Here is a 26,861-nt window from a genome sequence, read left to right on the forward strand (position 1 = left end):
GCATCATACGTACTTCGTAACGATGGACGCCTACGTAGCACTGGAGGGCGGCCACGTGGTCGAGGCACGTGGTCGTGCGCCAGGCACAGCAACCGGCGAACTGGTTTTCACGACGGCGTACACGGGATACGAGGAGAGCCTCACGGACCCGTCGTACGAGGAACAGATACTCACCTTCGCGTACCCGCTCATCGGGAACTACGGCGTGCGGTCCGAGCGCTTCGAGTCCGACCGGGTCCACCCCCGCGCCGCCGTCACCCGCGAGATGACCGACGACGTGGCGGAGTGGCTCACCGAGGAGGGCGTCCCGGCGGTCGACCACATCGACACCCGCGACCTCGTCACCGACATCCGCGAGGAGGGTGCGATGGCCTGTGGCATCGCCGTCGGCGACGACGTGACCCCCGAGGATGCGCTCGCCGAGCTCGCGGACTGCGTCCCGATGAGCGACCACACCGACATCGGTGCACAGGTGTCCGTCGACGAGCCCGTCGTGCACAACGCCGACAGCGACGGCGCGACGGTCGCACTCGTCGACTGCGGCGCGAAGCGCTCCATCGTCGACTCGCTGGTCGAGCGCGACGCGACCGTCCACGTGCTCCCCTACGACGCCACCGCCGACGACGTGGCCGAAATCGACCCGGAGCTCCTGTTCATCTCGAACGGCCCGGGCGACCCGGAGAACTTCGACGCAGCCGTCGACCTCGTCGACAGCTACGTCGGCGAGGTGCCCATCGCGGGCATCTGTCTCGGCCAGCAGATCGTCGCCCGCGCGCTCGGTGGGACGACCGAGAAGATGGACTTCGGTCACCGCGGCGTCAACCAGCCGGTCCGCGACGAGGCCTCCGGCCGCGTCGTCATGACCACCCAGAACCACGGCTACACCGTCGCCGACGCGCCCGAGGCCCTCGAGGTCTCGCAGATCAACGTCAACGACGGCACCCCCGAGGGCCTCGACAGCGATGACCTCGACATCATCACGCGCCAGTACCACCCCGAGGCCAACCCCGGCCCGCACGACTCGCTTTCCTTCTTCGACGACGTGCTCGGGATGACCGCCTCGAAGCGAACCATCGTCGCCGACTGAGCGGGACGTAGGCGTCCCCACTCGTTCTCTCGCGCTCGCCGGGGAGCCACCGGCTCGATCGTCTCGCCACAGCGTCTACGCAGCGTGTGAACTCCCTGTCTCGACGGGACGAACGGCGACGGGAGAGTCCGTCAGGACGGGATGGAGTAGCCCGACCGACGCGCGACGAGGCCGGCCTCGGGGCCACGCCACTCGAACTCGACGCCCTCGTGGGTCGGCGAGGCGACCTCGGCGACCTCGAACGTCCGGTTCCGTGCCTCGGGCGTGGTGAGCGCGGCGACCATCACCCACGCGAGGTCCGGCCGGGGGATGCGCCCGGCGACGGTGTCCTCGCCCTCGCTCGTCGCAACGGACTCGGTTCCCTCTCCGTCCGTCGTCCGCCCGGTCCGCAGAATGGTGTGCGGGACACCGGAGTCCCGAAGGTAGCGCTCGGTGGCGTCGAGCGCGCCGAGTATCCTGTACTTGAACAGCCTGACCGGCAGCACCATGCCGCTCTCGGAGTCGCCGACACCGATCTTCGAGTGGAGAACCACGTACGGACGGTCGGCGTCGCTCGCAGCGTCGACGAGGTTCCGGACCCCGACGCCGACGTCGAGCCGCCCGAAGGCGTGGGAGAGACCGCCGTCCCTGACGCTACAGCAGACGGCGTCGACGTCCCTGACCGCACCATCGAGTCCACGTCCAGTGGTGAGGTCCCCGATGCAGACTTCGGTCGCGCCGGCCTGGCGCGCGAGGGATTCCTCGCCACGGTCTGGGACGAGCGCACGCACCACGTAGTCGGTGTCCGCGAGGTAGTTCACGAGTGCCCGACCGACCGGTGTCGAGGCGTCTGCGACCAGCACGCGGTACGATTCGTGCGACACGGTGACAACCTACGTGCCGGGGTGAGTAAAGCGTTCCGCGCAACCAGTTGGTCACCTCCTCAACGGCCGGACTCGTCGCCGAACTCGCCGCGGGGAGACCGGCGGTCCCGCTGGTGGTTCCGACGCGTCTTCACACGGCCGTGAGTATCCCGAGCGTCGGCCGGACGCTGCCGCCGTAGACGAACACGGCGAACCGGTCGAGATGCGTCCGTGGTCCCCAGCCCGTTACCTCGTAGCCGCCGTCCGTGACGGCCTCCCTGTCGCCGTCGCCCGGGTCCGACATCTGTCAGCAGTCTACTCGACGTCGAACGAGCCCTCCAGCCCGAGCGTCTGGTGGGGCGCACAGAAGTACTCGTACCGCCCGCTCGCTCGGAACGTGTGGGCGTGCAGGTAGCCCTCGTCGTAGGTGTCCGAGGCCGTCCCCGGCGTGCCGGTCCAGTCGGAGCCGTCGGGCTTCTCGCGGATTCGGACGTTGTGCCCGGAGCTCCGCCACACCCAGTGGACGGTGTCGCCAGCCGCGACGGAGAACGTCTCCGGCGCGAAGCTGAAGCCGTCCGCTGCGACCTCGACGACGAGGTCCGGCTCGCGCTCCACGGGCGGCAGGCCGGTCGTTTCGGGGGCGCTCGTCTCGCTCGCGGCCGCCGTCGGCTCCGTCTCGGCCGTCGTGGTCGCGTCGTTCTCGGCTGTCGCCCTGGATGTCGACGTCGTCGCGTCCGCGTTCGTCCCGCCGCCTCCCGCCCCGCGGTCCGTGGCTCGCCGCGCCGGCCCCCACGGGTTCGAGAGACAGCCCGCGGTGCCGACGGCCGCGGCGATGGCTGCCCCGGTCGTCCGGAGCAGGTCGCGCCGGCTCCGCTCCCGACCGTCAGTCGAGCCACGCTCGTCGCGGCTCACGGCTCCTCCTCCGTGCCCGCGGCCGGGACGTCGCGGAACTCATAGCCCGTCCCGACCGGCTGCTCGTCGGTCCCGCCGCCGAGGCGGGCGTCGACCAGCAGCGGGACGGCGTGGACGACGCCGGTCGCGGCGAACGCCCAGCCCGGCACCGTCGGCGGGAACAGCACGGCCGCGAGCAGTACGAGCCCGGCGGCCAGGCTACCGACGAGGTACGCCGCCCGGGCCCGGTGGGTGGCGACGACGCCGGTGACGAGGTAGCCGAGCGCGAGCACGACGGGCCACGGCGTCCACAGCAGCGTGCGCGCCAGCTCCGGCGACGACACCACGCCGTAGACGACCGCCACGTCGAGTGCGAGTGCGGCAGCGACGAGCACGACCCACAGCCACAGCAGCGGGCTGTATCGCACCGTCCGCGCGCCGGCGAGCAGACCGAGGCCGACCAGCGCGACCGTCGCGGCCGCCCAGAGGCCGACCACGACGACGGTGCCCTCGACACCGACCGCGTCGAGCGCGAAGCCGGGCCGGTTCGCGAGGAGCTGGGTCAGACCCCAGCCGAGCAACCCGAACACGCCGCCGAGGGCGAGCAGGCTGTCGATGCCGAGCCCGTCCCGCATCGCCTCGTCGGTCTGGGCCGCGTCGGTGTCCATCATCGCGCGTCACCGCCGGCGAGCGCGACGTAGTCGTAGGTACCGGCGTACTCCGCGTCGGTGACGGGAATCGGGTCGGGCGGGTCGTCGTCGGAGGCTTCGGACCCGTCGTCCGTGGCCACCTCCTCGACGTGCTGTCCCCAGAGGCCCCGATGCTTGCTGACGGTCACGTCGCCCTGCACGCGGATCTGGCAGGCGAGCCGGAGCCCGCTCTCCTCGTCGTGCGGCGGCAGGTCCAGCCGGCGTCGCTCGCGAGACTCCGCCTGGCTCACCTCGCCGTCGACCGCGACGGCACAGGTGCCACAGAGGCCGTTGCCGCCGCAGTTGGCGACCTGCGTCACGTCGTTGTGCGGCGAGTTGCCCTCGGCGGCGAGCAGCACGGAGCGGAGCTGGTCGCCGACCTCGCAGGTGACCTCGCGGTCCTCGAACCTGACCGTCGGGGTCCGCCGGAACGTCGGGCTCCGACCGTCGTAGACGAGGTCGATGGCCGTCGTCATCCAGCAGCCCGCGTACTTGCCGTCGGACTGTCGAGCGACGGTGAACTCGTACGTGCGTTCGCCGTCGGGATGTCGGACCAGGACGGCCTGCGTGAACGTCTCGCCCTCGCGCTCGGTCGGTCCGCGCTCGACCGCGTACGCACCGAGGAGCCGGTCGTAGATGGGACCGAGCAGCGTCGTCGCGAAGCCGTCGAGCGAGCCGTGTGCGGTCCGGTAGGCCGGTGCCGAGAAGTCGAACAGCGTCCGGACGCTCGCCGGCACCGCCCCGTCGGCACGTGCCGCCGCGACGTCGACCGCGGCCGCCGCGAGCGCGTCGAGCTGTGCGCGGACCGCGTCCGCTGGCCCGAGGTCTGGCGACGGACCGACGGCGGCATCGGTCGACTCGTCGTCGGAGCCGACCCCGCCCGTCCCAGCGTTGCCCTCGCTGGTCGCGTCGCCCGGCCCCGTGGCCGCGTCGCCGTCCGCCGTCGGACCGGCGTCGCCGGTCATCGACGCCCCTCCACCGGGGCCCCGGCCTTCGACTCCGCCGAACGGACGGTGAACTGCTCCAGCGCCCGTTCGAGCTTCCCGGCGCTCTCGGCGAGCCAGTCGACGCGCTGCTCGATGACTCCGATGACCGTCTCCTGCTCGCCGGCGGTCGTCGCCACCTGCGAGGCCTCCATCGCGGTCTCGGCACCGATCTCCCGGACCCGCTCGACGTTCGAGCGCATCTCGGCGACCCGCTCGGTCTGGGCGTCCGTCGCCGCGTCGATCCGGGCGGCGTCGGCGGCGGTCTCGTCGACCACCTCCTCGACGGCGTCGAACGCGCCCAGCGCCGATTCGATGGTGTCGGTGCCGCGCTCGACCGCGGCCTGCGTGCGCTCGATCTCGGAGAGCGCCGACTCGGTGTCGGCCTCGACCGACCGGAGCGCGTCCTCTATCTCGGCTGCCGCCGCCTCGGTGTCGTTCGAGAGCGTCCGTATCTGCCTGCCGAGGTGGCTCATGCTGCCGTCGTCGTTCGTCTTCTTCGCCTCCAGCTCGGTGTTCATCGCGAGGTGCTCGGTCTGCTCGGTGAGGTCGCGCACCCGGTCCGCGAGGTCGGAGACGTCCGCGACGGTCCGCGAGAGCGACTCGATCTCGTCGACCGACGACGCCGTCCGCTCCTCGATGGTCCCGACGGCGTCCAGCGCGTCGGTCGCGGCGGCCGCACCCTCGTCGGTCGCCGCGGCCGCCGCCTCCGATTTCTCGGCGACGGTCTCCGCGCGGTCGGCGACGGCCTCGACGCGGTCGACGAGGTCCGCCATCGCTCGGGCGGTCTCCTCGAGCTGGGCGTGCTGGCCGTCGACGCCCTCGCTGATGGACTGGGTCGCCTGGGTCACTTCGACGGTCCCCTCGCGGGCCGTGGTCGCGTTCTCGTCGGCCTCGCGGGCGGCGTCGGCGACGGACTGCGAGAACGACCGGACCTCGGCGACCATCGTCTCCATCTGTTCCATCATCCCGTTGAAGCTCGTCGCGAGCGCGTCGAACTGCAGGACGCCGGTCTCCTCGTCCATCCGGCCGGTGAGGTCGCCGCGACGGGCCGCAGACAGCGTTCTGGTCTGTGCGGTCGCCGTCGTCGCCAGCTCGCGGTTCAGCGACTCGACGGTGTCGACCTGCGACGCGAGCTGGTCGCGGAGCTCGGCGACGCTCCAGGCCAGCTGGCCGACCTCGTCGCGGCGCGTCGGCTCGAAGGTGGTCTCGAACCGTCCGGTCTCCGCGACCCGGCGCGTCTCCCGGTCGAGGCTCCTGACCCCACGAACCACCGACCGCTCGACGAGTGCGAGCGCGACGACGTTGCCCGAGACCACGACGGCAAGCGCCAGGATGCCGCCGCGGTAGATCGCCTGTGCCTCCCCGTACGTCGTCGCGAGGTGGACGGTCGCCTGCCACACCGCGACCGTCACCACGGCGACCGCGACGACCGTCGACGCGACCGCGGCTGTCACGAACTTCCCCGTCAGCGACGCCCGCGGGTCGACTGCGCGACGGAGCCGACGGGTCGCCCCTCCGAGTACCCCAGTTACCATGGGCGTACCTGAACGTATTGGTAAAAGTGAATTTTCCCAGTTCCGTCCCAAATTGGCACCAAATCCCGACGCCTGCAGCCGGATCTGTCGTCGCGGGTTCAGCCCCAGCGCTGCTCGGTGCGCGGGCGCTCCTGGACCGGCAGCACCTCGAGGTCGCCCTCCTTCGCGGCCAGTCCCTCGAGGAACGCCTCGGCGGCGGCCTCGGTGGTGATGTACGCGACCTCCTCCTCGACCGCGGTCTTCAGCGCGTCGACGTCGTCGCTGACGACGAGGTCGACGGTGCCCTCGATGATGGCGTCCTCCACGTCGTCGAACTCGGTCACGTCGAAGTACTCGTCGTAGCCCTCGACCTCGAGGTCGACGACGGCGACACCGCCGGGCTCGATGGCGTTACCCGCGGCGTCCTGGGCCTTCCAGTAGGCCATCCCGAACGTGCTCGCGGTGCCCATGACCTCGCCCGTGGACTTCATCTCCGGGCCGAGCCGCGGGTCCGAGTTCGGCAGCCGGTCGAACGGCAGGACGACCTCCTTCACCGAGTAGTGCGTCGGCACCTGCTCCGCCACGTCGAGGTCGGCCAGCGTCTCGCCGGCCATGACCTTCGCGGCGAGCTTCGCGATGGGGACGCCCGTCGCCTTCGAGACGTACGGGACCGTCCGCGAGGAGCGCGGGTTCGCCTCCAGCACGTACACCTCGCCGTCCTTCACGGCGAGCTGTACGTTCAGCAGGCCGACAGTGTCGAGCGCGTCGGCGATCTCCTCGACGACCTCGCGGACCCGTGCGGCCGTCGCGTCGTCGAGCGAGCGCGGCGGGATGACGCAGGCGGAGTCACCGGAGTGCACGCCGGCGGACTCGATGTGCTCCATGATGCCGCCGAGCAGCACGCTTTCGCCGTCGGAGACGGCGTCGACGTCCAGCTCGATGGCGTCCTCGAGGAACTCGTCGACGAGGATTGGCTTGTCGGGGGAGACCCGCACCGCCTCCTCGATGTACTCCCTCAGCTCGGCGTCGTCGTGGACGATGCGCATCGCACGGCCGCCGAGGACGTAGCTCGGGCGGACCAGGACGGGGTAGCCGAGGTCGCGGGCGAGTTCGAGGGCTTCCTCCTCGCTGGTCGCGCTCCCGCCCTCTGGCTGGGCGATGCCGCGCTCGTCCATCAGCCGGTTGAAGCGGTCGCGGTCCTCCGCGAGGTCCATCGCCTCGACCGAGGTACCCATGATGTCGCACTCGACACCGCGGCGTTCGAGCTCGTCGGCGAGCGGCTCGCCGATGTCGACCGAGGTCTGCCCGCCGAACTGGATCATCACGCCGTCCGCGGCGGTGACCTCGATGACGTCGGCGACCTCCTCGGCGGTGATGGGCTCGAAGAACAGCCCGTCGGAGGTGTCGTAGTCCGTCGAGACGGTCTCGGGGTTGTTGTTCACGACGTGCGCGTCGACATCCAGCTCCGCCAGGGCCTGCACGGCGTGGACCGAGCAGTAGTCGAACTCGACGCCCTGGCCGATACGGATGGGACCGCCGCCGACCACGACGACGCTCTCGGCGTCGCGGTCTATCTGCAGTTCGCCCGCCGCGGCCTCGGCTCCCTCGTAGGGGCCGGAGAACCACTCGGGCTTGCGCGAGGAGTAGTAGTACGGCGTCGACGCCTCGAACTCGCCGGCGCAGGTGTCGACCTGCTTGTAGGTGCGGCCGGGCACGTCGGCCTCGACCTGGCCGACGCCGGCGCGGGCGGCGGACACCGGGACCCCCTCGTCGGTGGTCTCGACCGCCGCGCCGCCCGCGGCCTCGGCTCCGGCCTCGCCGGAGACCGCCTCGGGCGGGTCGGTCGCCTCGGCGGTCCGCCACGCGCCGCGGGTCTCCGGCAGCCACGTGAGGCTGCTGTCCTCGAAGACGTTGCCCGCGAGCGCCGATATCTCGGCGTTCGTGAAGCCCGCGGTCGCCGCGGGCGTGAACTCGCCGTCGACGACCTCCTTGCTGGCCTCGACGATGCGCTGGAAGCGCTCGACGTACCACTCGTAGATGCCCGTCGCCGTGACGACGTCGTCGACAGAGAAGCCGCGCTCGAACGCCTCGAACATCGCGTACGGGCGGTCCGGGCTCGGACGTTCGAGGTACTGCTCGGTGAGCTCGTCGTCCTCCAGCTCGCCGAAGTCGACGGCGGGGTCGTAGTCGGAGCTGCGCAGCGACTTCAGGAGACTCTCCTCGAACGTGCGGCCGATGGCCATCGCCTCGCCGGTGGACTTCATCGCCGTCGAGAGCGTGAAGTCGGTGTCCTCGAACTTGTCGATGGGCCAGCGTGGCACCTTCGTCACCACGTAGTCGATGGCGGGCTCGAAGGCGGCTGTCGTCTCGCCGGTGATCTGGTTGTCGATCTCGTGGAGGCGCTTGCCGAGTGCGACCTTCGCCGTCACGCGGGCGATGGGGTAGCCAGTCGCCTTCGAGGCCAGCGCGGAGGAGCGGGAGACGCGCGGGTTCACCTCGACGACGCGGTACTCGCCGCCGGGGGTGCCGTCGTCCTGCCAGGCGAACTGGATGTTGCAGCCGCCCTGGATGCCGAGCTCGCGGATGACCTCGAGTGCGGCGTCGCGCATCTCCTGGTGGCCGTCGTCGGGGATGACCTGCGAGGGCGTGACGACCGTCGACTCGCCCGTGTGGATGCCCATCGGGTCGAGGTTCTCCATGTTGCAGATGATGATACAGGAGTCGTCGGCGTCGCGCATGACCTCGTACTCCAGCTCGACCCAGCCCGCGATGGACTCGGTGATGAGCACCTCGTCGTTGCGCGAGAGGCGCAGGCCCTTGCGCACGCGGCTGACGAGTTCGTCCATCTCGTGGACGACACCGGAGCCGGAGCCGCCCAGCGTGTACGTCGTGCGTGCGATGACCGGCAGACCGCCGACCGCGTCGACGGCGTCCTCGACGCGCTCGACCAGATCGTCCTCGGTGAGCGCGCTGACGGACTCGTCGTCGTCGAGCGAGATGGTCGTCGACGCCGGGACGGGCTGGCCGATCTTCTCCATCCGCTGGCGGAAGAGGTCGCGGTCCTCCGTCGCGTAGATGGTGTCCAGCGGCGTGCCCATTATCTCCACGTCGTACTCCTCCAGGATTCCCTCCTCGGAGAGTTCCGCGGTGACGTTGAGCCCGGTCTGGCCGCCCAGCCCGGCGATCACGCCGTCGGGCCGCTCCTTCCGGATGATCTCCGCGATGGCGTCGGTCGTGATGGGCTCGACGTACACCTTGTCGGCCATCTCCGGGTCCGTCATGATGGTCGCCGGGTTCGAGTTGACGAGGACGACTCGCGCGCCCTCCTCCTGGAGTGCCCGGCACGCCTGCGCGCCGGAGTAGTCGAACTCGGCGGCCTGCCCGATCTGGATGGGACCGCTGCCGATGAGAAGAATCGTGCGTCCGTCGCCGGTGTCGTCCGCTGTCCCGCCGGTCATGGTTGTCTGTCGGTACCCAGTTCGCACATCGTAATAAACGCCACGATACACTACGAGAAACGTAATGCCGTTTCGAAATTCGAATCCGTGGCGTGCTGGCGCGGCACACAGCCGCCGCTCGTCGCGGTGCCTGAGACGAAGTTGCCGGAGAACGCAGTCGCTACCCGTGGACTGTCACCCGAACGCACCCCCGCGACGGCGCGACGTTACCCCGATGCGTCCGACGTCTGGACCCGGTACCGGTACGGCTGCGACCGGATGACCTCGACGTCGCCCCTCTCCGCGTGCCTGCCGAGCACGGTCGCAACCCGGTGCGGGCTGTCGATCTCGAGGTCGTGCTCCTCGAGGATTCTGACGATCTCCCGGGCAGACATCGGTTCGTCGGTGTCCGCCTCCGCGAGAACGGTGCGTATCCGTTCGAACTCGCCCTGGCGGGTCTGCATATACGCGGTAGACGGCCTCCAGCGGCATAAATCGGCGTCAGACGCACGTCAGACAATCACACCCACGCCCGTGGCTCAGAGCGCGCGGTCGTGTTCGCTCTCGAAGTCGCGCTGCTCGCGGTACGCCTCGACGAACTCGCTCACGTCGAACTCGAGCATCTCTCGCTCGAACTCGGACATGGCGGTGTCGTCGTCGCTGTGGCTGACGGCGTGCTCCATCAGCTCGACGACCAGCTCGACGACGATCTCGTGCAGTCGCCGGTCCGTGAAGTCGGCCAGCCAGATCATCGAGCAGCCGACGGTGCCGTCGTCGGACACGTCCGCGCTGGCGACGCTCTCCGGGAACTCCTCCATCACGATACCCATGATGTGGACCGTGCCGAACTCGTCGAACTCGTCGGCCGGCTCGATGGTGTCCCGCAGCACCTCGACCAGCGACTCCGGGAAGAACCGCGAGGGAGGATGGACGTCCATCACGACCGCGTAGCGCTCGCCGTCGCGCACGTACTCCCGCATCCCGAGGTCGATCTCGCCGACGTCGACCGTCGGACCGTCCGGCAGCGACAGCTCCGTCCCGGACCCACCGGGGACGCGTGGCTCGGTCATACGGCTCCCTCGGCGTTCCGAAAGGAAAAGTGACGCGCTCTGCGGTTACTCCTCGTCGTCTTCGGCGTCGTCTGCTTCGTCTTCGGCGTCCTCCTCCTCGCCCTCCGCTGCTTCAACCGCTTCCTCCTCGTCTTCCACTTCTTCGGCCGTCTCCTCGTCCCCTTCGGCCTCCACCTCGACCTCTACCTCGATCTCGATGCCGTCGGCCTCCAGTTCGGCCTCGGCGGTGCGCGTGTCACCGACCTCGATCTCGAGTTCGTCCCGGTCGACCTCGACCTCGACCTCGACGTCTACGGAGATGTCGTCTCCCATACACCGACCGACAGGCGCAGTCGTGATAAAAGCAGACGCTGACGGACCGCTCAGGGCCAGTCGTCCCGCACCGGTTCCTCGGGCTCCGCCTCGTCCTCGGGCTCGGCCATCTCCCAGCCCGCGGCGTCGGCGGCGTCCTCGATGGGGAGGTACTCCCAGCCGACCTCCTCGGCGAGGTCCGCGTCCTCGTCGGTGGTGCCGACGAAGACGTGGCGGTCGGTGTCGAACTGCTCGCCGACGCTCTCCAGGCTCTCGCCCTTGCCGCGAGGCCCAGAGAAGAAGTCCTGCCGGATGCGGTTCTTCCGGGTGAAGTTCGTCACGACGTAGGTGGGCTTGTCGGAGACGACACCGACGTACTTGCTCCAGCGCCGTGCGTCGTCGAACACCGCCTCGGGGTTCGCGAGACGCTCCAGCGCCGAGAGTTCGAGCGCCAGCGTCATCGTGCCGTCGCCGTTCATGCGGGAACCTCGCCTCGGCGCGCTGAAAACGATGTCGATTGGCGGGAGTAGGGGTACTGAGCTACTGAATCGTGACCCGGTAGTAGGCAGTGTGGACGATTATCTCGCCGTCCTCGAAGGGTGCCTCCTCGGCGCGCTGCACGTTCACTGTGTCGCCGTCGACGAGTCGCAGGAGCTGGTCGAACGCCTGGTCGTCGAGCTGGTCGACGTGGCGAAGCGCCGTCGCGTCTGCAGGAACCATCTCGACCTCGCGTGCGGCGAGGTGAACGTGTCGTCCCGAAGTAGTACCAACTGCCATGGGCCATGACAACGTATGGCATGATGTAGCTTAAACCTTCGCCTCCCGGACGTGAAACCAGGGGACAGCGTCGGAAAGACGGGAACTGAGTCGTCGCCTACTGCTCCTGTGCCGCCGCGTCGAGCATCTCGAGCTCGAAGTCCTCCTCGAGCAGCAGGTCCTTCTGCCCTTCGAGGTCGCGCTCCTCGCGGATGATGCGCTTGAAGGCGGACTGGAGCTTCAGGTCGCCGATGAGGACGCCGCCGATGAGCTTGTCGTTCATGAAGGTGAGGCGACGCCACTCGGTGTCGGAGTACTTGCGCTCGCGGTCGTCGTCGCCGATGGTCGGGTGGCCGAAGGAGACGAACGGGAGGTCCTTGAAGTGCGAGATGGAGTACGAGGAGACGTGGCGGAACTCCTCCGCCTCGCCGTCAGCTGCGGTCATGTTCTTCGCGGCGACCGCGCCCTGCTTCTTCGCGGAGTCCCAGGAGCCGTTCTGGGCGTACTCCTCGAGGATGACGTCGTAGAACCGGGTGATGTCGCCGGCCGCGTAGACGTCCTCGACGTTGGTCTCCATGAACTCGTCGACGACGATGCCGCCGTCCGTCTCGATGCCGCTTCCCCGGAGGAACTCGGTGTTGAAGTCGAGGCCGATGGAGACGCCGACGAACTCGCCCTCGAACTCCTCGCCGTTGGGGTCGACCGCACCCGTGACGTGGCCGTCGTCGTCGACGGTGAAGTGGTCGACGCCGGACTGGAAGACCGGCTCGACGTTCAGCTCGCGCAGCGCGTCGTGGATGATTCCCGCGCCGTCCTCGCTGAGCGCGTAGCGCCACCAGCAGTCACCGCGCATGAGGTAGTTCGCCTCGATGCCGCGTGCACCACAGATGGCCGCGAAGTCGATGCCGAGCAGGCCAGCACCGACGACGATACCGGACTCGGACTCCTCGGCGTGGTCGGCGATGCCGCGGGCGTCCTGGAACGTCCAGAAGTGGTGGATGCCGTCGGCGTCGGAGTTGTCGACGGGGAGCTGTCGCGGGGTGCCGCCGGTCGCGACGAGCAGTCCGTCGTACTCGTAGTCGTCGCCCTCGTGCGTGTGGACGACGTGACCCTCCGTGTCGATGCGAGTGACGTGGGTGTTCAGTTCGAGCTCGATGTCGCGCTCCTCGTACCACTCCTCGTCGTGGAGGAACAGGGGGTCCTCCATCGGGATCTTCCCCTTCGCGTACTCCTTGATCAGAATGCGATTGTAGAGGGGTTCACCTTCATCTGTGATGACGGTGATGTCGGCGTCGGGCGACTCCTCCCGAAGTGTCTTCGCCGCGGACCCACCGGCGATGCCATCGCCGATGATGACGTACGACTCGGTCATGTCCCGACGGTTTGGTGCGGGGGTTAAAGTGGATTGCTATCTTCGCAAACGGTCGAATCGTTGTCGGCGACGAGCCGTCGAGACGTTCTTGATGGTCCGTCCCCAACCGCCGGATATGAAGATACGCCAGAACGTCAAGCACTTCGCGTTCAAGGCGGCCCTGACGGCACCAGTCGTGGGCGTCGTGGCGAACGACAAACTGGTCGACATGCACACCGGCATCTTCCTCGACCGGGCCGACGAGGCCCACCGCGAGGAGCGCCGCGAGCACCTCGACGACTTCTTCGACGCGACGATGGACACCTACCTCGCCGCGCTCGACTACATGCCCGAGGCGGAGGCCCGCGAGATCACCCACGTCCAGGCGAACTTCGACTTCTACAACCACGGCTGGACCGAGATGATGGAGTTCCCCGCCGACGAGCTGGAGGCGCACTACGACCGCTACCGCGAGTTCTTCGCGGACCACGGCATCACCATCGACGACCCGCTCGGCGAGTTCACGCCCGAGGACGGGGTCGCCGAGGCTCCCTCGACGCCCGAGAAGCTGGACGACCCGGAGCACCCCCACGCCGAGGGCGGCTTCGCCGACGACGTGTACGTCGAGACAGCCGACGGCGAGGTCGTCGTCGGTGGCCAGGACGAACCCGAGGACGTCTCCCCGGAGGACGCCCCCGGCGTCGACCCGGACGAGGTCGAGGGCTGAGACCACGACGGGATGTCCCGCCTCGAGTGACCGATGGGGCACCCCACAGTGTGTTGGATTCGTAGGGAGGCTTCTGAATCGACGTGCGACGAACGCGCCTACTGTTCACCCAACGCGTAGAGGTAGGTATCGTGACTTCCGACGAAGACGGTGCCGTCCGCGACCGCGGGTGACAGCACTCGGTCATCCGTTTCGAAGACCCACACCTGGTCGCCACTATCCGCGTCCACTGCGTACAGATTTCCGTCGTACCCGCCGACGTAGACCGTGCCGTCCACGACCGCCGGCGAAGACCCCACAGAGTCGCCTGTCTCGAATTCCCACTGTTGGTCGCCCGAATCGGCATCGACCGCGTAGAGGCTGTTGTCCATACTGCCGACGTAAATTGTGTTGCCTGCGACCGCCGGTGATGAAGCGACGGACTCCCCAGTCTCGAAAGACCACTCCTGCGCTCCCGAAGCGGCATCGACCGCGTACAGGTTCCCGTCGTAACTGCCGATGTAGACCGTCCCATCCACCACTGCAGGCGACGAGTACGCACCCTCCAGCTGTTCGAACACCCACCGCTGGTCGCCGGTGATAGCATCCACTGCGTACAGGTCGGTCTGCATTCCCGCGACGTAGACCGTCCCATCGGCCACCGCCGGCGACGAAATCACGACACTCCCCACGTCGAAGCGCCACTGTCGACCGCCCGTAGTCGTCTCTACCGCATAGAGATTCGCATCGCCGCAGCCGACGTAGACCGTGCCGTCGACGACAGCCGGCGACGACGCCACGGAGCCGTCCGTCTCGAACACCCATTCCTGGTCACCTGTGACCGTGTTCACTGCGTACAGATCCGAGTCCCGACTGCCGACGTAGACGATATCGTCGGCGACTGCAGGCGAAGAGAACGTACCGCCGATCGAATCGAGAACCCACTCCTGCTCGCCCGTCCCCGAATCCACCGCGTACACCCCTGTGCTACTGTTCCCCACGTAGACGGTTCCATCAACGATCGCCGGCGACGTGGTCACACCGCCGTCGAGTTCGAAGCTCCATCGCTGGGTAGTATCGGTCGTCGGTCCAGTTTCGCTTGCGACTGAACCGCTGTTTGCGTGGTCGTACTGAAACATCGACCAACCATCTGGCTCGGTGCCGGAGTCCGTCTCGGTCGTCGACTCTGTCTCCGTGGGTGAATCCGTCCCAGTTGCCGAGTCTGTCTCCGTGGCGGCGTTCTCCGTTGTCGTCGGCTCGTCGACGGCCGTGCTACATCCGGCGATTCCAACGGTCCCGACTACTCCGACCGTACGAAACCACTCCCGACGTGTTATCTTTGGCACATGTCCTCCGACTAACCCGATCCATGTTACTGTTTTGTCCCAGTCGGCCCTCCCTTCAATCCCGGAGCACGTGTCTGCCTCCCTCTGCTGACCCCTCTGTGGTGGTACCACCGAATACGGCTGATGGAGGCGTACGCTGCGACACCTAGTGCCGACACTCGCCGTGGAAAGACGCTTTCCGGCCGTCTCACGCTTCGCTCAGAACTTCCCGTCGATGCGGTCCGCGCACTCGTACCCCGCCAGGATGCCGCCGTTGAGCGACCGCTCGGGATACTGCGCGCGGCTCGCCATCCCGGCGTAGTAGACGCCCTCCGCAACCTCGTCGGCGAGATCGTACGGGACGACCATGTCGAGGTAGCCGCGCTCGTAGACCGGGGCGGCGCGGGGATTTCTGGAGATGCGCACGTCCTCGACCCGCGCCTCGTCGAAGTCGGGGAACATCTCGCCGATGTGGTCCAGCCAGCGCGTCTCGACCTCGTCGTCGTCGGCCTGCCAGAGCCACTCCTCGGGCGACTGGACGTAGCTCGCGACGTACAGCAGGTGGTCGCCGCCGTAGCGCTCGGGCGGGACGAAGTTCGTGTGCTCGATGAGCGCGCCGAAGGGGGCGTCGTGGGCGACGTTGAGCCAGTACGTCTCGTCCATCAGGGGCTCGGACATCGTGACGACCGCACAGACCGCGCCCTGGAAGTCGATGTCGCACTCGAAGCCGGTGAGCTCTTCAAGGACGTTCGGCATCGCGGCGACGACGAGCGCGTCGAGGTCGTGGGTCTCGCGGCCGTCCTCGGTCTCGACGGTGACGGACTCGACCGCGACGGATTCGGTGCCAGCGGCCTCGGCCGCCACCGCGCCGCCGTCGGCCGTCGCGGTACTCCCGTCACCCGTCTGAAGGTCGACGACACGCGCACCCGTCTGGACGTGCTCCCTGCCGACGCCCTCGATGAGCGCGTCGACGAGCACCGCGAAGCTGCCGTCGAAGTAGCCCAGCTGCTCGCCCTTCAGGAGGTCGCGCTCGCCCCGGAACTTGATGCGCCCGAGGAGCCACGCCGCCGAGACGTCGTCCTTCCGGTCGCCGAACTTCGCGTCGAGCAGTGGCTCGAAGAAGTTCTCGTAGACGCCCGTCGTCGTGTGCTCGACCAGGAAGTCGCGGATGGGAACGTCCTCGTACGCCTCGAGGTCATCGTACGTGTCGAAGCTCGGAATCCCGCCGCGGACGTCTATCTCCATCGTGAGCATCCCGAGTCTGAACTTGTCGTAGAGGCTCATGTGGGGGTAGGCCGCGATCTCCCAGATGGTGTTGAGGGGGTGGACGACGCCGTCGACGTAGTAGCCGTCGTTGCCGTAGATCCACTCCACGCGGTCGCCGACGCCGAGGTCCTCGGCCAGCTCGACGATGGTCTCCTCGGACTTCGAGAGGTGGTGGTAGAACTTCTCGATGGGGTCGCCCGAGGTCTCGTAGACGGCGGCCAACCCACCGAGGTCGTCGCTCGCCTCGAAGACGCGCACGTCGTGGCCGTGGCGCTGGAGGCGGTACGCGGCGGCGAGTCCGGCGATGCCACCGCCGACGATGCCGACTGTCATGGTTCGTGGTCGGACACCGGGGGCGAAGGGTCTTTTGGATGCCCGTCGGTGCGTTCGTGTCTGACTCTGGAGTTTACAAACGTTGTAAACTACTCCGTGCATCGCATCCCTCACCAACCGGCATGGCGCGCGGCTGTCTCGGAATCGCTTGCGATTCCGATGGCCAGTGAGAGCGTGCTCTCACGCTGGCGAGCGTGCCGAAGGCCGCGAGCCATTCGCGCGAGGGATGAGCGAGGGAGCCTGTGACCGAGCGAATCGGCTGGGGAGGCGTGAGGTGCGGTGCGGTTGCGGGCGGGGATGAAAGGGGCGGCGGGTACGCGATCCCCGGCGACGTAAGGACCGCAGCGAGCCGCGGGAGCGTAGACCGCCGGGGCTTTCTGATTGTTCGTGGTGGGATGGAGTTCGACGACTGGCGGAGCTTTCTGATTGTTCGATGTTTCAGACCCACTCGACACATCATCCAGCCAGTGTCCTCACGAACGCAGAATCGGCTCCGTCCGCTAGGTTTTTGCCCGCACTATCGAAAGGAGCGTGCATGCTCACCGTCCGCGCACCGGCCACGAGCGCCAACCTGGGGAGCGGCTTCGACGTCTTCGGGCTGGCGCTGTCGGCCCCCGCGGACGTGGTCCGCGTCGAGAAGGCCCCGGAGACGACCATCGAGGTGACCGGCGCTGGCAGCCAGTACATCCCGACGGACCCGGCGAAGAACACGGCGGGCGTGGTCGCCCAGGAGCTCGACGCGCCGGCCCGAATCCACATCGACAAGGGAGTCCGACCGGCCTCCGGCCTGGGCTCCTCGGCGGCGAGCGCGGCTGGTGCGGCGGTCGCACTCAACGCGCTGTACGACCGGGGCCACTCCGACGAGGAGCTGGTCCGGGCGGCCGCGGAGGGCGAGGCGGTCGTCTCCGGAGCGGCCCACGCGGACAACGTCGCGCCGGCCATCGTCGGCGGGTTCACCATCGCGCGGGCGGACGGTATCACGTCTGTCGACGCCTCCCTCCCGCTGGTGGTCTGCCTGCCGGACATCGTGGTCTCGACCCGGGACGCTCGCGAGGTCGTGCCGGAGACGGTGGCGATGGACGACGTGGTCGAGACCGTCGGCAGCGCGGCGACGCTCGCGGTCGGGATGTCCCGCGACGACCCGTCACTCGTCGGCCGCGGGCTGCAGGAGTCCGTGGTCACGCCGGCTCGCGCGGAACTCGTGCGTGGCTACGACGAGGCGAAGCAGGCCGCGCTCGACGCGGGCGCGACCGGGGTGACCATCAGCGGTGCCGGCCCGGGCGTCCTCGCCGTCTGTCGCCGGCCCGACGACCGGCGGCGGGTCGCCGCCGCGATGGTCTCGGGCTTCGACGAGGCGGGCGTCGACGCCCGGGCGTACCAGACCGCCGTCGGCGACGGCGCGGAGCTGTTCCGCTGAGCCGTGGATTTATATTGACAAGGCGTGTCATGGGACGGTGTGGCAACCAGCCGTCCGGAGCATCCACTCGCCGGCGAGCCGGGCACCGTCGAGTGGTACGGTCGGCTCGTCCAGCGACTCGGCGGGGGCCTCGCCGTCGCGGCGCTCCTCGTCGCGGCGAGCACCGGCGCGGCCCTCGGACTCGAGGCGGGGACCACCGACGCGGCGCTCTCGCGGCTGGTGACCGTCGCCGCCGCGGACCCGACGACGCTCCCGACGCTCGCGGCCGTCTATCACTACGGGCTGGTCGGGGTCGTCGTCGGCACCTGGTTCCTCGGACTGGGTTTTATCCTGACTGGGGTCTTCGAGTGAACCGATGACAGAGGAGGGGAGCGTCGGAGGGACGTCCGGACGGGAACGACTGGCCGAGGACGCAGTCCTCGCAGCGGTCGCGCTGGCCATCGTCGTCGGCATCGGGTTCGCCGTCGAGGTCGACGTCCACACGACGGTCCTCCTCGCGGCCGCCGCGGGCGTGGTCGTCGTCGAACTGCTCCTGTCGACGAGCCCGTCGAGCGCGGCGTGGGTCCGGTCGATGTGGGAGCGCCCGCTCGTGAGACCGCTCGCCGTCACGAGCGTCGTCCTCGTCGCCGTCGTCGGTGCGTTCGTCGCGCCCTCGCTCGTGTTCGCGATGCTCTGGGGCGGCCTCGGTGGCTACCTCGCACTGGCCGGCACGATGCTGCTCCTCGGCGGGCCGCCGTTCGACACCCTGATCGCACGGCTCAGTACGGAGGACAGCGACGAGAACTGAGTGCCGTCGTTCAGACGCCGCGACCCTGCATCTTCTCCTCCTCGGGCAGGTCGACGTTGGCGTCGCCCTTCATGCTCTTGCCCAGGTTGGAGGCGATGTCCGCGAGCGTCTCCGGGTCGTCCCAGTTGTTCACCGCCTGCACGATGGCCGTGCCCATCTCGCGGGGGTTCTCCGCGCCGAAGATACCGGAGCCGACGAAGATGCCGTCGCACTCGTGGTGCATCATCAGCGCCGCGTCGGCCGGCGTCGCGATGCCGCCCGCGGCGAAGTTGACGACCGGGAGCCGACCCATCTCGGCGGTCTCGTGGACGAGCCCCGCGGGTGCCTCGTGCTCGCGGGCCCACTTCTCGCGCTCCTCCCAGTTCATGCCCTCCAGCTGGCGGATGGCACCCTTGATGGTGCGCTGGTGGTGGACGGCCTGGTTCACGTCGCCCGTGCCGGCCTCGCCCTTCGTCCGGATCATCGCCGCGCCCTCGTCGATGCGGCGCAGCGCCTCGCCGAGGTTCCGGGCACCGCAGACGAACGGCGCGGTGAACTCGCGCTTGTCGATGTGGTACGCATCGTCCGCGGGCGTGAGCACCTCGGACTCGTCTATCATGTCGACGCCCACCGCTTCGAGGATCTCGGCCTCCTTCCGGTGGCCGATGCGAGACTTCCCCATCACCGGGATGGAGACGCTGTCGACGATGTCGGCGACATCCGCGGGGTCGGCCATCCGCGCGACGCCGCCGCGCTTTCTGATGTCCGCCGGGACGGCCTCCAGCGCCATGACCGCCACGGCACCGCACTCCTCGGCGATCTTCGCCTGTTCCTCGTCCACGACGTCCATGATGACGCCGCCCTTCTGCATCCGGGCGAACCCGCGCTTGACGAGTTCGGTCCCGCGCTTGAGTTCCTCCAGGTCAGTCTCCTCGGTCATGTCGCCGACTTGGGTTCGGTCCCACTTAACCGGTTCTTTCCGGGGACGGGACGAGTTGGAGGTTTCTGCACCGACTCGGGATTCCGCAGTCCACGTGGCGCGCGGCTGGCGAGCGTGCCGAGCGAAGCGAGGCCGCTCGCCGCACTCGTGCGAGGGATGAGCGAGGGAGCCTGCGACCGAGCGAATCGGCTGGGGAGGCGTGAGGTGCGGTGCGGTTGCGGTCGGGTGTCCCCGTGAGCGAGCCTGCGAGCGAACGGGGGCTCGTCGGACCGCAGGTCCGACGGTGGGACTGAAAGGGGCGAGCGTCTCGACGACGGTGGACGACGCAAGCACCGCAGGCACGAGGAGCGCAGCGAGTCCCCCGAGTCGAGACGCTCGGGGCTTTCTGGTTGTTGTCGGGTCGAGAAAATTCGACGGACCAACCCGAACGCACACGAACGGGAACCGTCACGGCTATCATAGGACCGTCCGACACGGCGAACGATGCAGTGGCCACTCGCCGACCCGCCCGAACGCGAGAACCTCCCGTGGTACGTCGCGCCCGTCCCCGAGGTGGTCGAGGACCTGGGGCTCACGTTCGCATGGCTGGTCGTCCTCACGAACGTCCTGGGCACCGCCTTCGGCTTCTACTACTACGGCATCGACCCGTTCGCGCCGGGGTTCGTCGCCGAGTTGAGCCAGTTCGCCATCGAGCCGGTGGTCGCGTGGCCGGTCGTCCCGGACAGCCCCGTCGCCACACTCTTCATCGCGCTGGCCTTCGCGGCCTGGCTGCTCGACCGGCCGAACGAGTACCTCTCCGCGCTCGCGTTCTTCGGCTGTCTCAAACTCGGCGCGTGGACGCCGTTCGTCTTGCTTGCGTTCAAAGGCGACTTCGCGGACCTGCACTGGGCGATGTACAACTTCCTGTTCTGGAGCCATCTCGCGATGGTGCTCCAGGGGTTCGTGCTGCACCGCATCTCCGACTTCCCGGTCAGGGCCGTCGCCGTCGCGCTGGCCTGGTACGGCTTCAACGACGTGGTGGACTACTTCGTCCCCATCGTCGGGACGCCACACCACACGCTCATCCCGGCGGAGGACCTCGTCGACGGAGCCATCGTCCACACGCCCGGGCCGCACCGCGTCGCCGCCGCCGGGGCCGTCGTGCTGACGCTGCTCGCAACGTTCCTCGCGCTGTCGACGCGGGTGAAGAAGCTGGAGGGACGGCTGGCGCGCGAGCGGTAGAAAGCACTTGTACCCGGCCTCGGTAGCACCGGGCATGCGCCGCCGCACGCTCCTCCACGGTGCAGCTCTCGGGTCGGTCGTCGGGCTGGCCGGCTGTACGGACCTCCTCGCTCCCGACAACGCAGAGTGGGCGAACGACCTCCGCGTCGAGAACGAACGTGATGACCCCGCGACTGTCGAGATTCTCGTCGAGCGCGAGGCGGGCGAGCAGGTGGCGTCGGAACGGGTCGACCTCGGCCCCGACGGCGAGTGGGAACTCGAGGATCTCGTCGAGTTCGGAACGTACGACCTCATCATCTCGGTCGACGGCGGCGAACCGGTCCAGAAGTCCTGGTCGGCGTCGGGCTGTACCCAGACGACCGTCGTTGCCGTGCCCGGTGGCGTGGAATTCGGGTACGTCACCTGTTGAGCTCGACCGGATGCAGCCACCGGGCCAGTCGACCGCGGGTCCACTGCAGGGGTGTGACAAGCGACGATCCGGGCGACCCGGAATGATGCTTAGACCAGGCCCGCACCGACGAACCCGCCGAGCACCAGCCCGTAGACGAGGTGGAAGAAGCCGAACTGCATGGCGGTCGCGCGGCCGGGGTCCATCCCGAGCACGCCCTTCATCCACACCACCGCGCCGACGACCGTGAGGACAGCGGCATACGCGACCGCCAGCCCGACGGCATTCACGAGCGTCACCTCGCCGACGGCGAGCGGGAGTGCCAGCGCGAACGCGACGCCGGCACCGACGCCGTACAGCACGTGCAGGAGCATCCCCTGCGGGACGTACGATTCTGGGCCCTCATCGCCGACGAACTTCGCCCACAGCGCCGCCGTCGGCGGCGGGGAGTCGTCCCCGAGCGCCAGCATGAAGACGGTCATGGCTATCGTCGCGACGAGACCACCGGCGAGGCCGGAAGCGAAAGTTACGGTTACCATCTGTAATCTACCTACCACTCGTGACTCCCGGGCCCGTATTAACCGCGGTGCGGCTGGGAGCACGGCACGCACGAGAGCGAAAGCCAGTCCGCGACGGGCGAACCGCCGCGACCGCAACGCAGTTGTGGGTGACCGCGGTACGTCGGCCCGAATGGCTGAGACGGGGACGGCCGACCGGAGCTGGTTCCCGAGCAGCAGCGTCGGGAAGTACTACCTCTACAAGGCGACGAAGGCGGTCGAGTTCTACCGGCCCGTCATGTACCTCTTCTTCCTCCAGCAGGGGCTGAACTTCACGCAGATTGCCACGCTGGAGGCCATCTACAACCTGACGACCGTCCTCGGCGAGGTGCCGACGGGCTACGTCGGCGACCGGGTCGGCCGCCGGAACAGCCTGCTCGCCGGGACCGTCCTCATCGCGCTGACGCTCGTCGGCATCGGCCTCGCGAGTTCGTTCCTCGCGCTCGCCGGGCTCTACGTCTGCTGGTCGATGGGCTACAACTTCCGCTCGGGCAGCGAGGACGCCTGGCTCTACGACACGCTCACCGACGACCTCGCCGAGGAGGAGTTCGCGCACGTCCGGGGCCGCGGCGAGTCCGTCTCGCTGGCGGTCGGCGCGGGCGCGGCCGTCGCCGGCGGCGCGCTCGGCAGCGTCGACCTCTCGTACCCGTGGTTCGTCGCGGCCGGCGTGACCGCCGTCGGCGTCCTCGTCCTCCTGACCGTCGAGGAGTCCGACACGTACGAGGCGAGCGCGGCCGACGCGCTGGGCTTTCGCGAATCGCTGACGCTCATCCGGTCGATGCTCGGCCGGCGGGACATCCGCGCGCTCGTCGTCTACTACTACGTGCTGTACGCCGCCGTCACCTACCTCGTGTTCGTCTACCTCCAGCCCGTCTTCGAGACGGTCGTCGTCGACCTCGGCGTCGCCCCCGCGCAGGTCGAGCCCCTCCTCGGTGCCTTCTACGCGGCGTACAGCCTCGTCGGCGCGGGCCTGAGCTACTACACGGGAACCATCGAGGACCGCATCGGCCTGCGGACCTGGTTCCTCGTCCTCCCCTTCGCCGTCGGCGGCGCGCTCGCCGGGCTGTACTTCCTCCCGATTCTCGCGCTCCCGGCGTTCCTGTTCGCCCGCGGGCTCGCCGACGTGACGCGGTCGCTCGCCGGCCAGTACGTCAACGACCGCATCGACACCGTCGGCCGGGCGACGACGCTGAGCGCCCTGGCGATGGTCAGCGGCCTGACCGTCGTGCCGTTCCAGCTCGGCAGCGGCGTGCTCTCGGACGCGACGACGCCGCTGGTCGCGCTCGCGGTCTCGGGGGCGGTGCTCGTCGTCGGCTCCGCGCTGATTCTGCTGTGGGAGGTTCCGGTCGCGGAGTGACCGGAACTCGACGGTGGTAACGAGTCCAGAACGATGGGCCATCGGGTCGTTGTCACAGCCATGGACACCGCAGCGGGCACGGTACCGGGCGATTCCGGGCGGCAACCCCCGCCGTTCCGGGTGCTGGCCGTCGCAGTCGCGACCTACCTCGTCTGGACGGCGGTGACGTACCTGCTCGAAGGCCGACTCCGCACGTTGCTGCGACCCGACGCCGTCGGCGACCGGCTCGTGTACGCCCTCGTCGCCAACGTCGTCGTGGGGACTCTCCTCGCCCTCTGGGTGGCGCGCCGGTTCGTCGCCGGGGGCCTGCTCACGCGCGAACAGCTCGGATTCGGGGCAGCCCGGCGCACGCTCCTCGCCGTCCTCGCCGGCGGGGTCGCCGGCGGCGGGCTGTTCCTCGCGCAGGACCCACCGTCGACCGACCCGACCGTCCTCACGAACGCCTTCGCGCAGGTGCTCACCGTCTCCATCGCGGAACTGGTCGTCTGCTGGGCCCTCCTCGGCGGCACGGTGGAGGCGTGGCTGCGACAGCGCGGCGTCCCCGGACCCGTCGCCGCCGGGCTCGCACTCGTCCTGTCGAGCGTCGCCTTCGGGCTCTACCACGTCGCGCACAGCCCGCCGTTCGACCAGCCGGGGACCATCGCGGTCCTGACCGTGGTGGGCCTCGGGACCGGGCTGTTCTTCTTCGTCGGCCGGTCGCTGTACGGCGCGCTCGTGTTCCACAACTGCATGGCGCTGTTCGGCGTCACACGGGCGCTCGCCGAGTCGGGTCGGCTCGACGCGTTCCGGACCGTGCAGGTGCCGTTGCTGGCGACCGCGCTGGTCTCGCTGGTCGTCCTCGTCGCGGCCGAACGGCTGCTCGTCCGGTCCGTCGAACCGCAGGAGAAGACGTAGAACCGCGGTCCGGGAGCCGTCAGTTGACGATGACGACGGCCTCGTCGGCCGAAAGCATCTCGCCCTCGCCGGAGTACGTGCGCTCCTCACGGACCTCGAACTCGTCGGCTTCCAGTGTCTCGCCCGCGAGCGAGAGCGTGTCGCCGTCGAGCTCGTACTCGCCGGCCTCGATGGCGGCGTCGAACTCGCCGACCGTCCCACCGTACTTCGGGCCGAGGGTGGCGTAGTCGAGGCTGATGTCGGCTACCTCGGTCGTGATCTCCGGCGGTTCGTCGAGCAGCTCGAACTCCGCGACGTGCATGACGCCGGCGATGGCGTCGGTGAAGCCGTCGACGTTCCCGTAGACCGCGACGTGGTCGAGCGGCTCGTTCAGCGGCAGCTGGTTCTCGGACTTGTAGCGCCGGAGCGCGCCGATGACGGCCATCGCGGCCTCGCCGCCGGCGAGGTCGGCCTCGTATCCCTTCGGTTCGGGCCAGTCCCGGGTGTGGATGCTGTCGGTCGCGTCACCGTCGACGTACATGTCGTGCCACAGCTCCTCCGTGATGTGGGGCACGAGCGGCGCGAACAGCTCCAGGAACGTCCGGTGGGCCGTCTGCAGTGCGTACTGCGTCGACCGCGGGTCGGCCTGCTCGTCTACCTGCTGTTTGGCGATCTCGAGGTAGTCGTCGCAGAACGTGTTCCAGAAGAACGTCCGCAGGCGGTCCCGGGCCTTCGCGAACTCGTAGTTCCGGAACTGCTCGGTCGTCTCGGCGACGATGGCGTCGAGCTCGGCCAGAATCCACTCGTCCAGCGGCGCGAGCTCGTCGGGCTCGTCGACCGGGTCGGGCGCGAGGTGCTCGACGAGCTTCGAGGCGTTCCAGAGCTTGCGCAGCAGCTTCTCGCCGGCGACGATGTCCTTCTCCTTGAACGGGAAGTCGTCGCCGACCGCGGTGCTCGCGGCCCAGTACCGGATGGCGTCGATGGGGTACTCGGCGACGACCGCGGCGGGCTCGACCACGTTGCCACGCGACTTGGACATCTTCTCGCGGTTCTCGTCGAGGACGTGTCCGTTGATCATGACCGCGTCGAACGGGACCTCGCCGGTGTGTTCGTAGCACTTGACGACCGTGTGGAACAGCCAGAAGCTGATGATGTCGTGGCCCTGCGGCCGCAGGTCGAACGGGTACAGCTCCGGGTCGTCCATGGTGAAGCCCTCGTCCTCGCTCCAGTCCCAGCCGGCGTTGACCAGCGGGGTCAGGCTGGAGGTCGCCCACGTGTCGAAGACGTCGTCCTCAGGCTCGAACTCGTCGTGACCGCACTCCTGGCAGGCGTCGACCGGCGGGTCGTCAGAGAGCGGGTCGACCGGCAGGGCCGCCTTCTCGGCGACGACCTCCTTCCCACAGTCGGCGCAGTACCAGACCGGGAACGGGATGCCGGAGTCGCGCTGACGCGAGATGAGCCAGTCCCACTCCAGCCCCTCGATCCAGTGCTCGTACCGCGTGTACATCTTCTCGGGGTACCAGTCCATCTGCTCGCCGGCCTCGAGGTACTCCTCCTTGTGGTCGAGGATCTCGACGTACCACTGCTTGGAGACGCGGAACTCGACGTCGGTCTCGCAGCGCTCGTGGACCTGGACCGTGTGCGTCAGCTCCTCCCGGCCTTCGATGTGGCCGGCGTCGTCCAGGTCCTCGACGATGGCCTCGCGCGCCTCGTGCGTGCTCATGCCCTCGTACTCGCCCGCGAGGTCGGTCATCGTCGCGGACTCGTCGATGGCGACGCGCAGCGGCAGGTCGTGGGCCTGGTACCACTCGATGTCGTTCTGGTCGCCGAACGTACAGCACATCACGACGCCGGTGCCCGTCTCCAGGTCGACGCGGTCGTCCTCGATGATGGGGACCTCGTGGCCGAAGATGGGGACCTCCGCCGTCCCCCCGACGAGTTCGGCGTTCTCCTCGTCGTCCGGGTGGACGAAGACGGAGACACACGCCGGCAGGAGCTCGGGACGCGTCGTCCCGATGACGAAGCTCTCGCGGCCCGACTCGGTCGGCTCGGTCAGGTCGAACCGGATGTCGTTGAAGTGCGTGTGGCGCTCGGCGTCCTCCTGTTCGACCTGCGAGATGGCCGTCTCGCACTCGGGGCACCAGATCGCCGGTGCCTTCTTCCGGTACTCCCGGCCCTGCTCGTACAGGTCGATGAACGAGAGCTGGGAGATGCGCTGGACCCGCGGCTCGATGGTCTTGTAGGTGCGAGACCAGTCGATGCTCATCCCGAGGTCCTGCATCTTCTCGGTGAACTCGGCCTCGTACTGCTGGCAGACCTCCCGGCACTTCTGCTGGAACTCGCGGCGCTCGAACTCCTGGTGCCGGATCCCCAGCTCGCTCTCGGTGAGCCGCTCCGAGGCGATGCCGTTGTCGTCATAGCCGAACGGGAACATCACCGCGTCGTCGTCCATCCGGTGGAACCGCGCCGCGAAGTCCTGCAGCGTGTGGCCGTACAGGTGGCCCATGTGCAGGCTGCCCGAGACCGTCGGCGGCGGCGTGTCGATGCTGTACACCGTGTTCGGGTCCAGTTGCTCGTCTTCGGGGTCGTACGCGTACGTCTCCTCGTCGACCCAGCGGTCCTGCCACTTCTCCTCGGTCGCCTGGGGGTCGTAGTCTCCGTCTGGCATGTAGTGCTCGTTGTGCTGTCAGTGGTCCAATCGCCGTTTAATACAATCGATGCGGGTCGACGGTGCCGCCGCTCCTCGCGTGCGAGTTCGAGAGAACGACGCACACCGCTGTCTGGCTCTACGTACGTAC

27 protein-coding genes are annotated in these 26,861 nt (G+C 68.7%); 9 read left to right on the top strand and 18 right to left on the bottom strand.

From position 1 onward, the window contains the following. The first annotated feature begins 22 nt into the window (after positions 1-22). Entirely contained in the window at positions 23-1,087 is a 1,065-nt protein-coding gene (gene carA / locus NOW55_RS12745; RefSeq protein WP_256400491.1) for a glutamine-hydrolyzing carbamoyl-phosphate synthase small subunit, read from the top strand. A 131-nt stretch (positions 1,088-1,218) separates the two neighbouring features. On the opposite strand, the gene NOW55_RS12750 is transcribed toward carA, so the two are convergent. From NOW55_RS12750 to NOW55_RS12810, 13 genes are all read right to left on the bottom strand, one after another. Further along, positions 1,219-1,950 (bottom strand): NAD(P)H-binding protein, encoded by a 732-nt coding sequence (locus tag NOW55_RS12750; RefSeq protein ID WP_256400492.1) that lies wholly within the window; start codon positions 1,948-1,950, stop codon positions 1,219-1,221. 130 nt (positions 1,951-2,080) lie between these two features. Next, positions 2,081-2,233, bottom strand: a complete 153-nt coding sequence (locus NOW55_RS12755) for a hypothetical protein (protein ID WP_256400493.1) — start codon at positions 2,231-2,233, stop codon at positions 2,081-2,083. A gap of 11 nt (positions 2,234-2,244) precedes the next feature. After that, complete coding sequence (locus NOW55_RS20810; protein WP_256400494.1) at positions 2,245-2,841, bottom strand: plastocyanin/azurin family copper-binding protein; 597 nt, start codon at positions 2,839-2,841, stop codon at positions 2,245-2,247. Continuing rightward, a complete protein-coding gene (locus tag NOW55_RS12765) occupies positions 2,838-3,491 on the bottom strand; it encodes a hypothetical protein (RefSeq protein WP_256400495.1) in 654 nt (217 codons plus the stop codon). Before NOW55_RS12765 ends, NOW55_RS20810 begins: the two co-directional genes overlap by 4 nt. Next, on the bottom strand, positions 3,488-4,474 hold the full coding sequence (locus NOW55_RS12770; RefSeq protein ID WP_256400496.1) for a 2Fe-2S iron-sulfur cluster-binding protein: 987 nt from the start codon (positions 4,472-4,474) through the stop codon (positions 3,488-3,490). Before NOW55_RS12770 ends, NOW55_RS12765 begins: the two co-directional genes overlap by 4 nt. After that, entirely contained in the window at positions 4,471-6,030 is a 1,560-nt protein-coding gene (locus tag NOW55_RS12775; protein ID WP_256400497.1) for a methyl-accepting chemotaxis protein, read from the bottom strand. Before NOW55_RS12775 ends, NOW55_RS12770 begins: the two co-directional genes overlap by 4 nt. 98 nt (positions 6,031-6,128) lie before the next feature. Further along, positions 6,129-9,467 (bottom strand): carbamoyl-phosphate synthase large subunit, encoded by a 3,339-nt coding sequence (gene carB, locus NOW55_RS12780; protein WP_256400498.1) that lies wholly within the window; start codon positions 9,465-9,467, stop codon positions 6,129-6,131. 206 nt (positions 9,468-9,673) lie between these two features. Continuing rightward, on the bottom strand, positions 9,674-9,910 hold the full coding sequence (locus tag NOW55_RS12785) for a helix-turn-helix domain-containing protein (RefSeq protein WP_256400499.1): 237 nt from the start codon (positions 9,908-9,910) through the stop codon (positions 9,674-9,676). Between the two features lie 75 nt (positions 9,911-9,985). Beyond that, entirely contained in the window at positions 9,986-10,516 is a 531-nt protein-coding gene (locus NOW55_RS12790; protein WP_256400500.1) for a DUF5815 family protein, read from the bottom strand. Between the two features lie 45 nt (positions 10,517-10,561). Then, a complete protein-coding gene (locus tag NOW55_RS12795) occupies positions 10,562-10,828 on the bottom strand; it encodes a hypothetical protein (RefSeq protein ID WP_256400501.1) in 267 nt (88 codons plus the stop codon). 50 nt (positions 10,829-10,878) lie between these two features. Next, positions 10,879-11,286, bottom strand: coding sequence for a DUF7124 domain-containing protein (locus tag NOW55_RS12800; protein WP_256400502.1), 408 nt, complete (start codon positions 11,284-11,286; stop codon positions 10,879-10,881). A gap of 61 nt (positions 11,287-11,347) precedes the next feature. Next, the gene (locus tag NOW55_RS12805) at positions 11,348-11,584 is read right to left on the bottom strand and encodes a hypothetical protein (protein ID WP_256400503.1); all 237 of its coding nucleotides are present in this window, start codon (positions 11,582-11,584) and stop codon (positions 11,348-11,350) included. A 97-nt stretch (positions 11,585-11,681) separates the two neighbouring features. After that, positions 11,682-12,935: an NAD(P)/FAD-dependent oxidoreductase gene (locus tag NOW55_RS12810; protein ID WP_256400504.1), complete on the bottom strand. Its 1,254-nt coding sequence runs from the start codon at positions 12,933-12,935 to the stop codon at positions 11,682-11,684. 115 nt (positions 12,936-13,050) lie between these two features. Here NOW55_RS12810 and NOW55_RS12815 point away from each other — a divergent pair, with 115 nt between their 5' ends. Beyond that, positions 13,051-13,641, top strand: a complete 591-nt coding sequence (locus NOW55_RS12815; protein WP_256400505.1) for a DUF6149 family protein — start codon at positions 13,051-13,053, stop codon at positions 13,639-13,641. A 98-nt stretch (positions 13,642-13,739) separates the two neighbouring features. Here the strand turns inward: NOW55_RS12815 and NOW55_RS12820 are convergent, their stop codons facing one another. Next, the gene (locus tag NOW55_RS12820; RefSeq protein ID WP_256400506.1) at positions 13,740-14,966 is read right to left on the bottom strand and encodes an outer membrane protein assembly factor BamB family protein; all 1,227 of its coding nucleotides are present in this window, start codon (positions 14,964-14,966) and stop codon (positions 13,740-13,742) included. A 198-nt stretch (positions 14,967-15,164) separates the two neighbouring features. Further along, positions 15,165-16,544 (bottom strand): NAD(P)/FAD-dependent oxidoreductase, encoded by a 1,380-nt coding sequence (locus tag NOW55_RS12825; RefSeq protein ID WP_256400507.1) that lies wholly within the window; start codon positions 16,542-16,544, stop codon positions 15,165-15,167. A gap of 535 nt (positions 16,545-17,079) precedes the next feature. On the opposite strand from NOW55_RS12825, the gene NOW55_RS12830 reads away from it, so the two are divergent. From NOW55_RS12830 to NOW55_RS12840, 3 genes are read left to right on the top strand one after another with little or no spacing between them, the layout of a single operon-like run. After that, entirely contained in the window at positions 17,080-17,961 is an 882-nt protein-coding gene (locus NOW55_RS12830; protein WP_256400508.1) for a homoserine kinase, read from the top strand. Positions 17,962-18,000: 39 nt separating this feature from the next. Continuing rightward, positions 18,001-18,312 carry a hypothetical protein gene (locus NOW55_RS12835; protein ID WP_256400509.1) on the top strand — a complete coding sequence of 104 codons (312 nt, stop codon included), beginning with the start codon at positions 18,001-18,003 and terminating at the stop codon, positions 18,310-18,312. A 4-nt stretch (positions 18,313-18,316) separates the two neighbouring features. Then, entirely contained in the window at positions 18,317-18,748 is a 432-nt protein-coding gene (locus NOW55_RS12840; protein WP_256400510.1) for a hypothetical protein, read from the top strand. Between the two features lie 10 nt (positions 18,749-18,758). Here the strand turns inward: NOW55_RS12840 and pdxS are convergent, their stop codons facing one another. Further along, positions 18,759-19,667, bottom strand: coding sequence for a pyridoxal 5'-phosphate synthase lyase subunit PdxS (gene pdxS, locus NOW55_RS12845; protein ID WP_256400511.1), 909 nt, complete (start codon positions 19,665-19,667; stop codon positions 18,759-18,761). Between the two features lie 483 nt (positions 19,668-20,150). Here pdxS and NOW55_RS12850 point away from each other — a divergent pair, with 483 nt between their 5' ends. Both NOW55_RS12850 and NOW55_RS12855 read left to right on the top strand, forming a co-directional pair. Further along, positions 20,151-20,888: a DUF1405 domain-containing protein gene (locus NOW55_RS12850; protein ID WP_256400512.1), complete on the top strand. Its 738-nt coding sequence runs from the start codon at positions 20,151-20,153 to the stop codon at positions 20,886-20,888. A gap of 34 nt (positions 20,889-20,922) precedes the next feature. Continuing rightward, positions 20,923-21,297, top strand: a complete 375-nt coding sequence (locus NOW55_RS12855; protein ID WP_256400513.1) for an Ig-like domain-containing protein — start codon at positions 20,923-20,925, stop codon at positions 21,295-21,297. Between the two features lie 89 nt (positions 21,298-21,386). Here the strand turns inward: NOW55_RS12855 and NOW55_RS12860 are convergent, their stop codons facing one another. After that, positions 21,387-21,815 (bottom strand): hypothetical protein, encoded by a 429-nt coding sequence (locus tag NOW55_RS12860; protein ID WP_256400514.1) that lies wholly within the window; start codon positions 21,813-21,815, stop codon positions 21,387-21,389. Positions 21,816-21,966: 151 nt separating this feature from the next. On the opposite strand from NOW55_RS12860, the gene NOW55_RS12865 reads away from it, so the two are divergent. After that, a complete protein-coding gene (locus tag NOW55_RS12865; protein WP_256400515.1) occupies positions 21,967-23,190 on the top strand; it encodes an MFS transporter in 1,224 nt (407 codons plus the stop codon). 60 nt (positions 23,191-23,250) lie between these two features. Then, on the top strand, positions 23,251-24,084 hold the full coding sequence (locus NOW55_RS12870; RefSeq protein ID WP_256400516.1) for a type II CAAX prenyl endopeptidase Rce1 family protein: 834 nt from the start codon (positions 23,251-23,253) through the stop codon (positions 24,082-24,084). Between the two features lie 19 nt (positions 24,085-24,103). Here the strand turns inward: NOW55_RS12870 and NOW55_RS12875 are convergent, their stop codons facing one another. Next, positions 24,104-26,731, bottom strand: coding sequence for a valine--tRNA ligase (locus NOW55_RS12875; RefSeq protein ID WP_256400517.1), 2,628 nt, complete (start codon positions 26,729-26,731; stop codon positions 24,104-24,106). Positions 26,732-26,861: the final 130 nt, after the last annotated feature.

The organism is Haloarchaeobius litoreus (assembly GCF_024495425.1).
GTDB lineage: Archaea > Halobacteriota > Halobacteria > Halobacteriales > Natrialbaceae > Haloarchaeobius > Haloarchaeobius litoreus.

Bases quoted from the DNA above. Each gene is read 5' to 3' on its own strand.
- NOW55_RS12790 (WP_256400500.1), bottom strand. From the start codon at position 10,516: ATGACCGAGCCACGCGTCCCCGGTGGGTCCGGGACGGAGCTGTCGCTG.
- NOW55_RS12840 (WP_256400510.1), top strand. From the start codon at position 18,317: ATGACAGAGGAGGGGAGCGTCGGAGGGACGTCCGGACGGGAACGACTG.
- NOW55_RS12775 (WP_256400497.1), bottom strand. From the start codon at position 6,030: ATGGTAACTGGGGTACTCGGAGGGGCGACCCGTCGGCTCCGTCGCGCA.
- NOW55_RS12810 (WP_256400504.1), bottom strand. From the start codon at position 12,935: ATGACCGAGTCGTACGTCATCATCGGCGATGGCATCGCCGGTGGGTCC.
- pdxS (WP_256400511.1), bottom strand. From the start codon at position 19,667: ATGACCGAGGAGACTGACCTGGAGGAACTCAAGCGCGGGACCGAACTC.
- NOW55_RS12865 (WP_256400515.1), top strand. From the start codon at position 21,967: ATGGCTGAGACGGGGACGGCCGACCGGAGCTGGTTCCCGAGCAGCAGC.
- NOW55_RS12805 (WP_256400503.1), bottom strand. From the start codon at position 11,584: ATGGCAGTTGGTACTACTTCGGGACGACACGTTCACCTCGCCGCACGC.
- NOW55_RS12765 (WP_256400495.1), bottom strand. From the start codon at position 3,491: ATGATGGACACCGACGCGGCCCAGACCGACGAGGCGATGCGGGACGGG.
- NOW55_RS12770 (WP_256400496.1), bottom strand. From the start codon at position 4,474: ATGACCGGCGACGCCGGTCCGACGGCGGACGGCGACGCGGCCACGGGG.
- NOW55_RS12825 (WP_256400507.1), bottom strand. From the start codon at position 16,544: ATGACAGTCGGCATCGTCGGCGGTGGCATCGCCGGACTCGCCGCCGCG.
- NOW55_RS12850 (WP_256400512.1), top strand. From the start codon at position 20,151: ATGCAGTGGCCACTCGCCGACCCGCCCGAACGCGAGAACCTCCCGTGG.
- NOW55_RS12800 (WP_256400502.1), bottom strand. From the start codon at position 11,286: ATGAACGGCGACGGCACGATGACGCTGGCGCTCGAACTCTCGGCGCTG.
- carA (WP_256400491.1), top strand. From the start codon at position 23: ATGGACGCCTACGTAGCACTGGAGGGCGGCCACGTGGTCGAGGCACGT.
- carB (WP_256400498.1), bottom strand. From the start codon at position 9,467: ATGACCGGCGGGACAGCGGACGACACCGGCGACGGACGCACGATTCTT.
- NOW55_RS12755 (WP_256400493.1), bottom strand. From the start codon at position 2,233: ATGTCGGACCCGGGCGACGGCGACAGGGAGGCCGTCACGGACGGCGGC.
- NOW55_RS12785 (WP_256400499.1), bottom strand. From the start codon at position 9,910: ATGCAGACCCGCCAGGGCGAGTTCGAACGGATACGCACCGTTCTCGCG.
- NOW55_RS12855 (WP_256400513.1), top strand. From the start codon at position 20,923: ATGCGCCGCCGCACGCTCCTCCACGGTGCAGCTCTCGGGTCGGTCGTC.
- NOW55_RS12875 (WP_256400517.1), bottom strand. From the start codon at position 26,731: ATGCCAGACGGAGACTACGACCCCCAGGCGACCGAGGAGAAGTGGCAG.
- NOW55_RS12815 (WP_256400505.1), top strand. From the start codon at position 13,051: ATGAAGATACGCCAGAACGTCAAGCACTTCGCGTTCAAGGCGGCCCTG.
- NOW55_RS12860 (WP_256400514.1), bottom strand. From the start codon at position 21,815: ATGGTAACCGTAACTTTCGCTTCCGGCCTCGCCGGTGGTCTCGTCGCG.
- NOW55_RS12870 (WP_256400516.1), top strand. From the start codon at position 23,251: ATGGACACCGCAGCGGGCACGGTACCGGGCGATTCCGGGCGGCAACCC.
- NOW55_RS12795 (WP_256400501.1), bottom strand. From the start codon at position 10,828: ATGGGAGACGACATCTCCGTAGACGTCGAGGTCGAGGTCGAGGTCGAC.
- NOW55_RS12830 (WP_256400508.1), top strand. From the start codon at position 17,080: ATGCTCACCGTCCGCGCACCGGCCACGAGCGCCAACCTGGGGAGCGGC.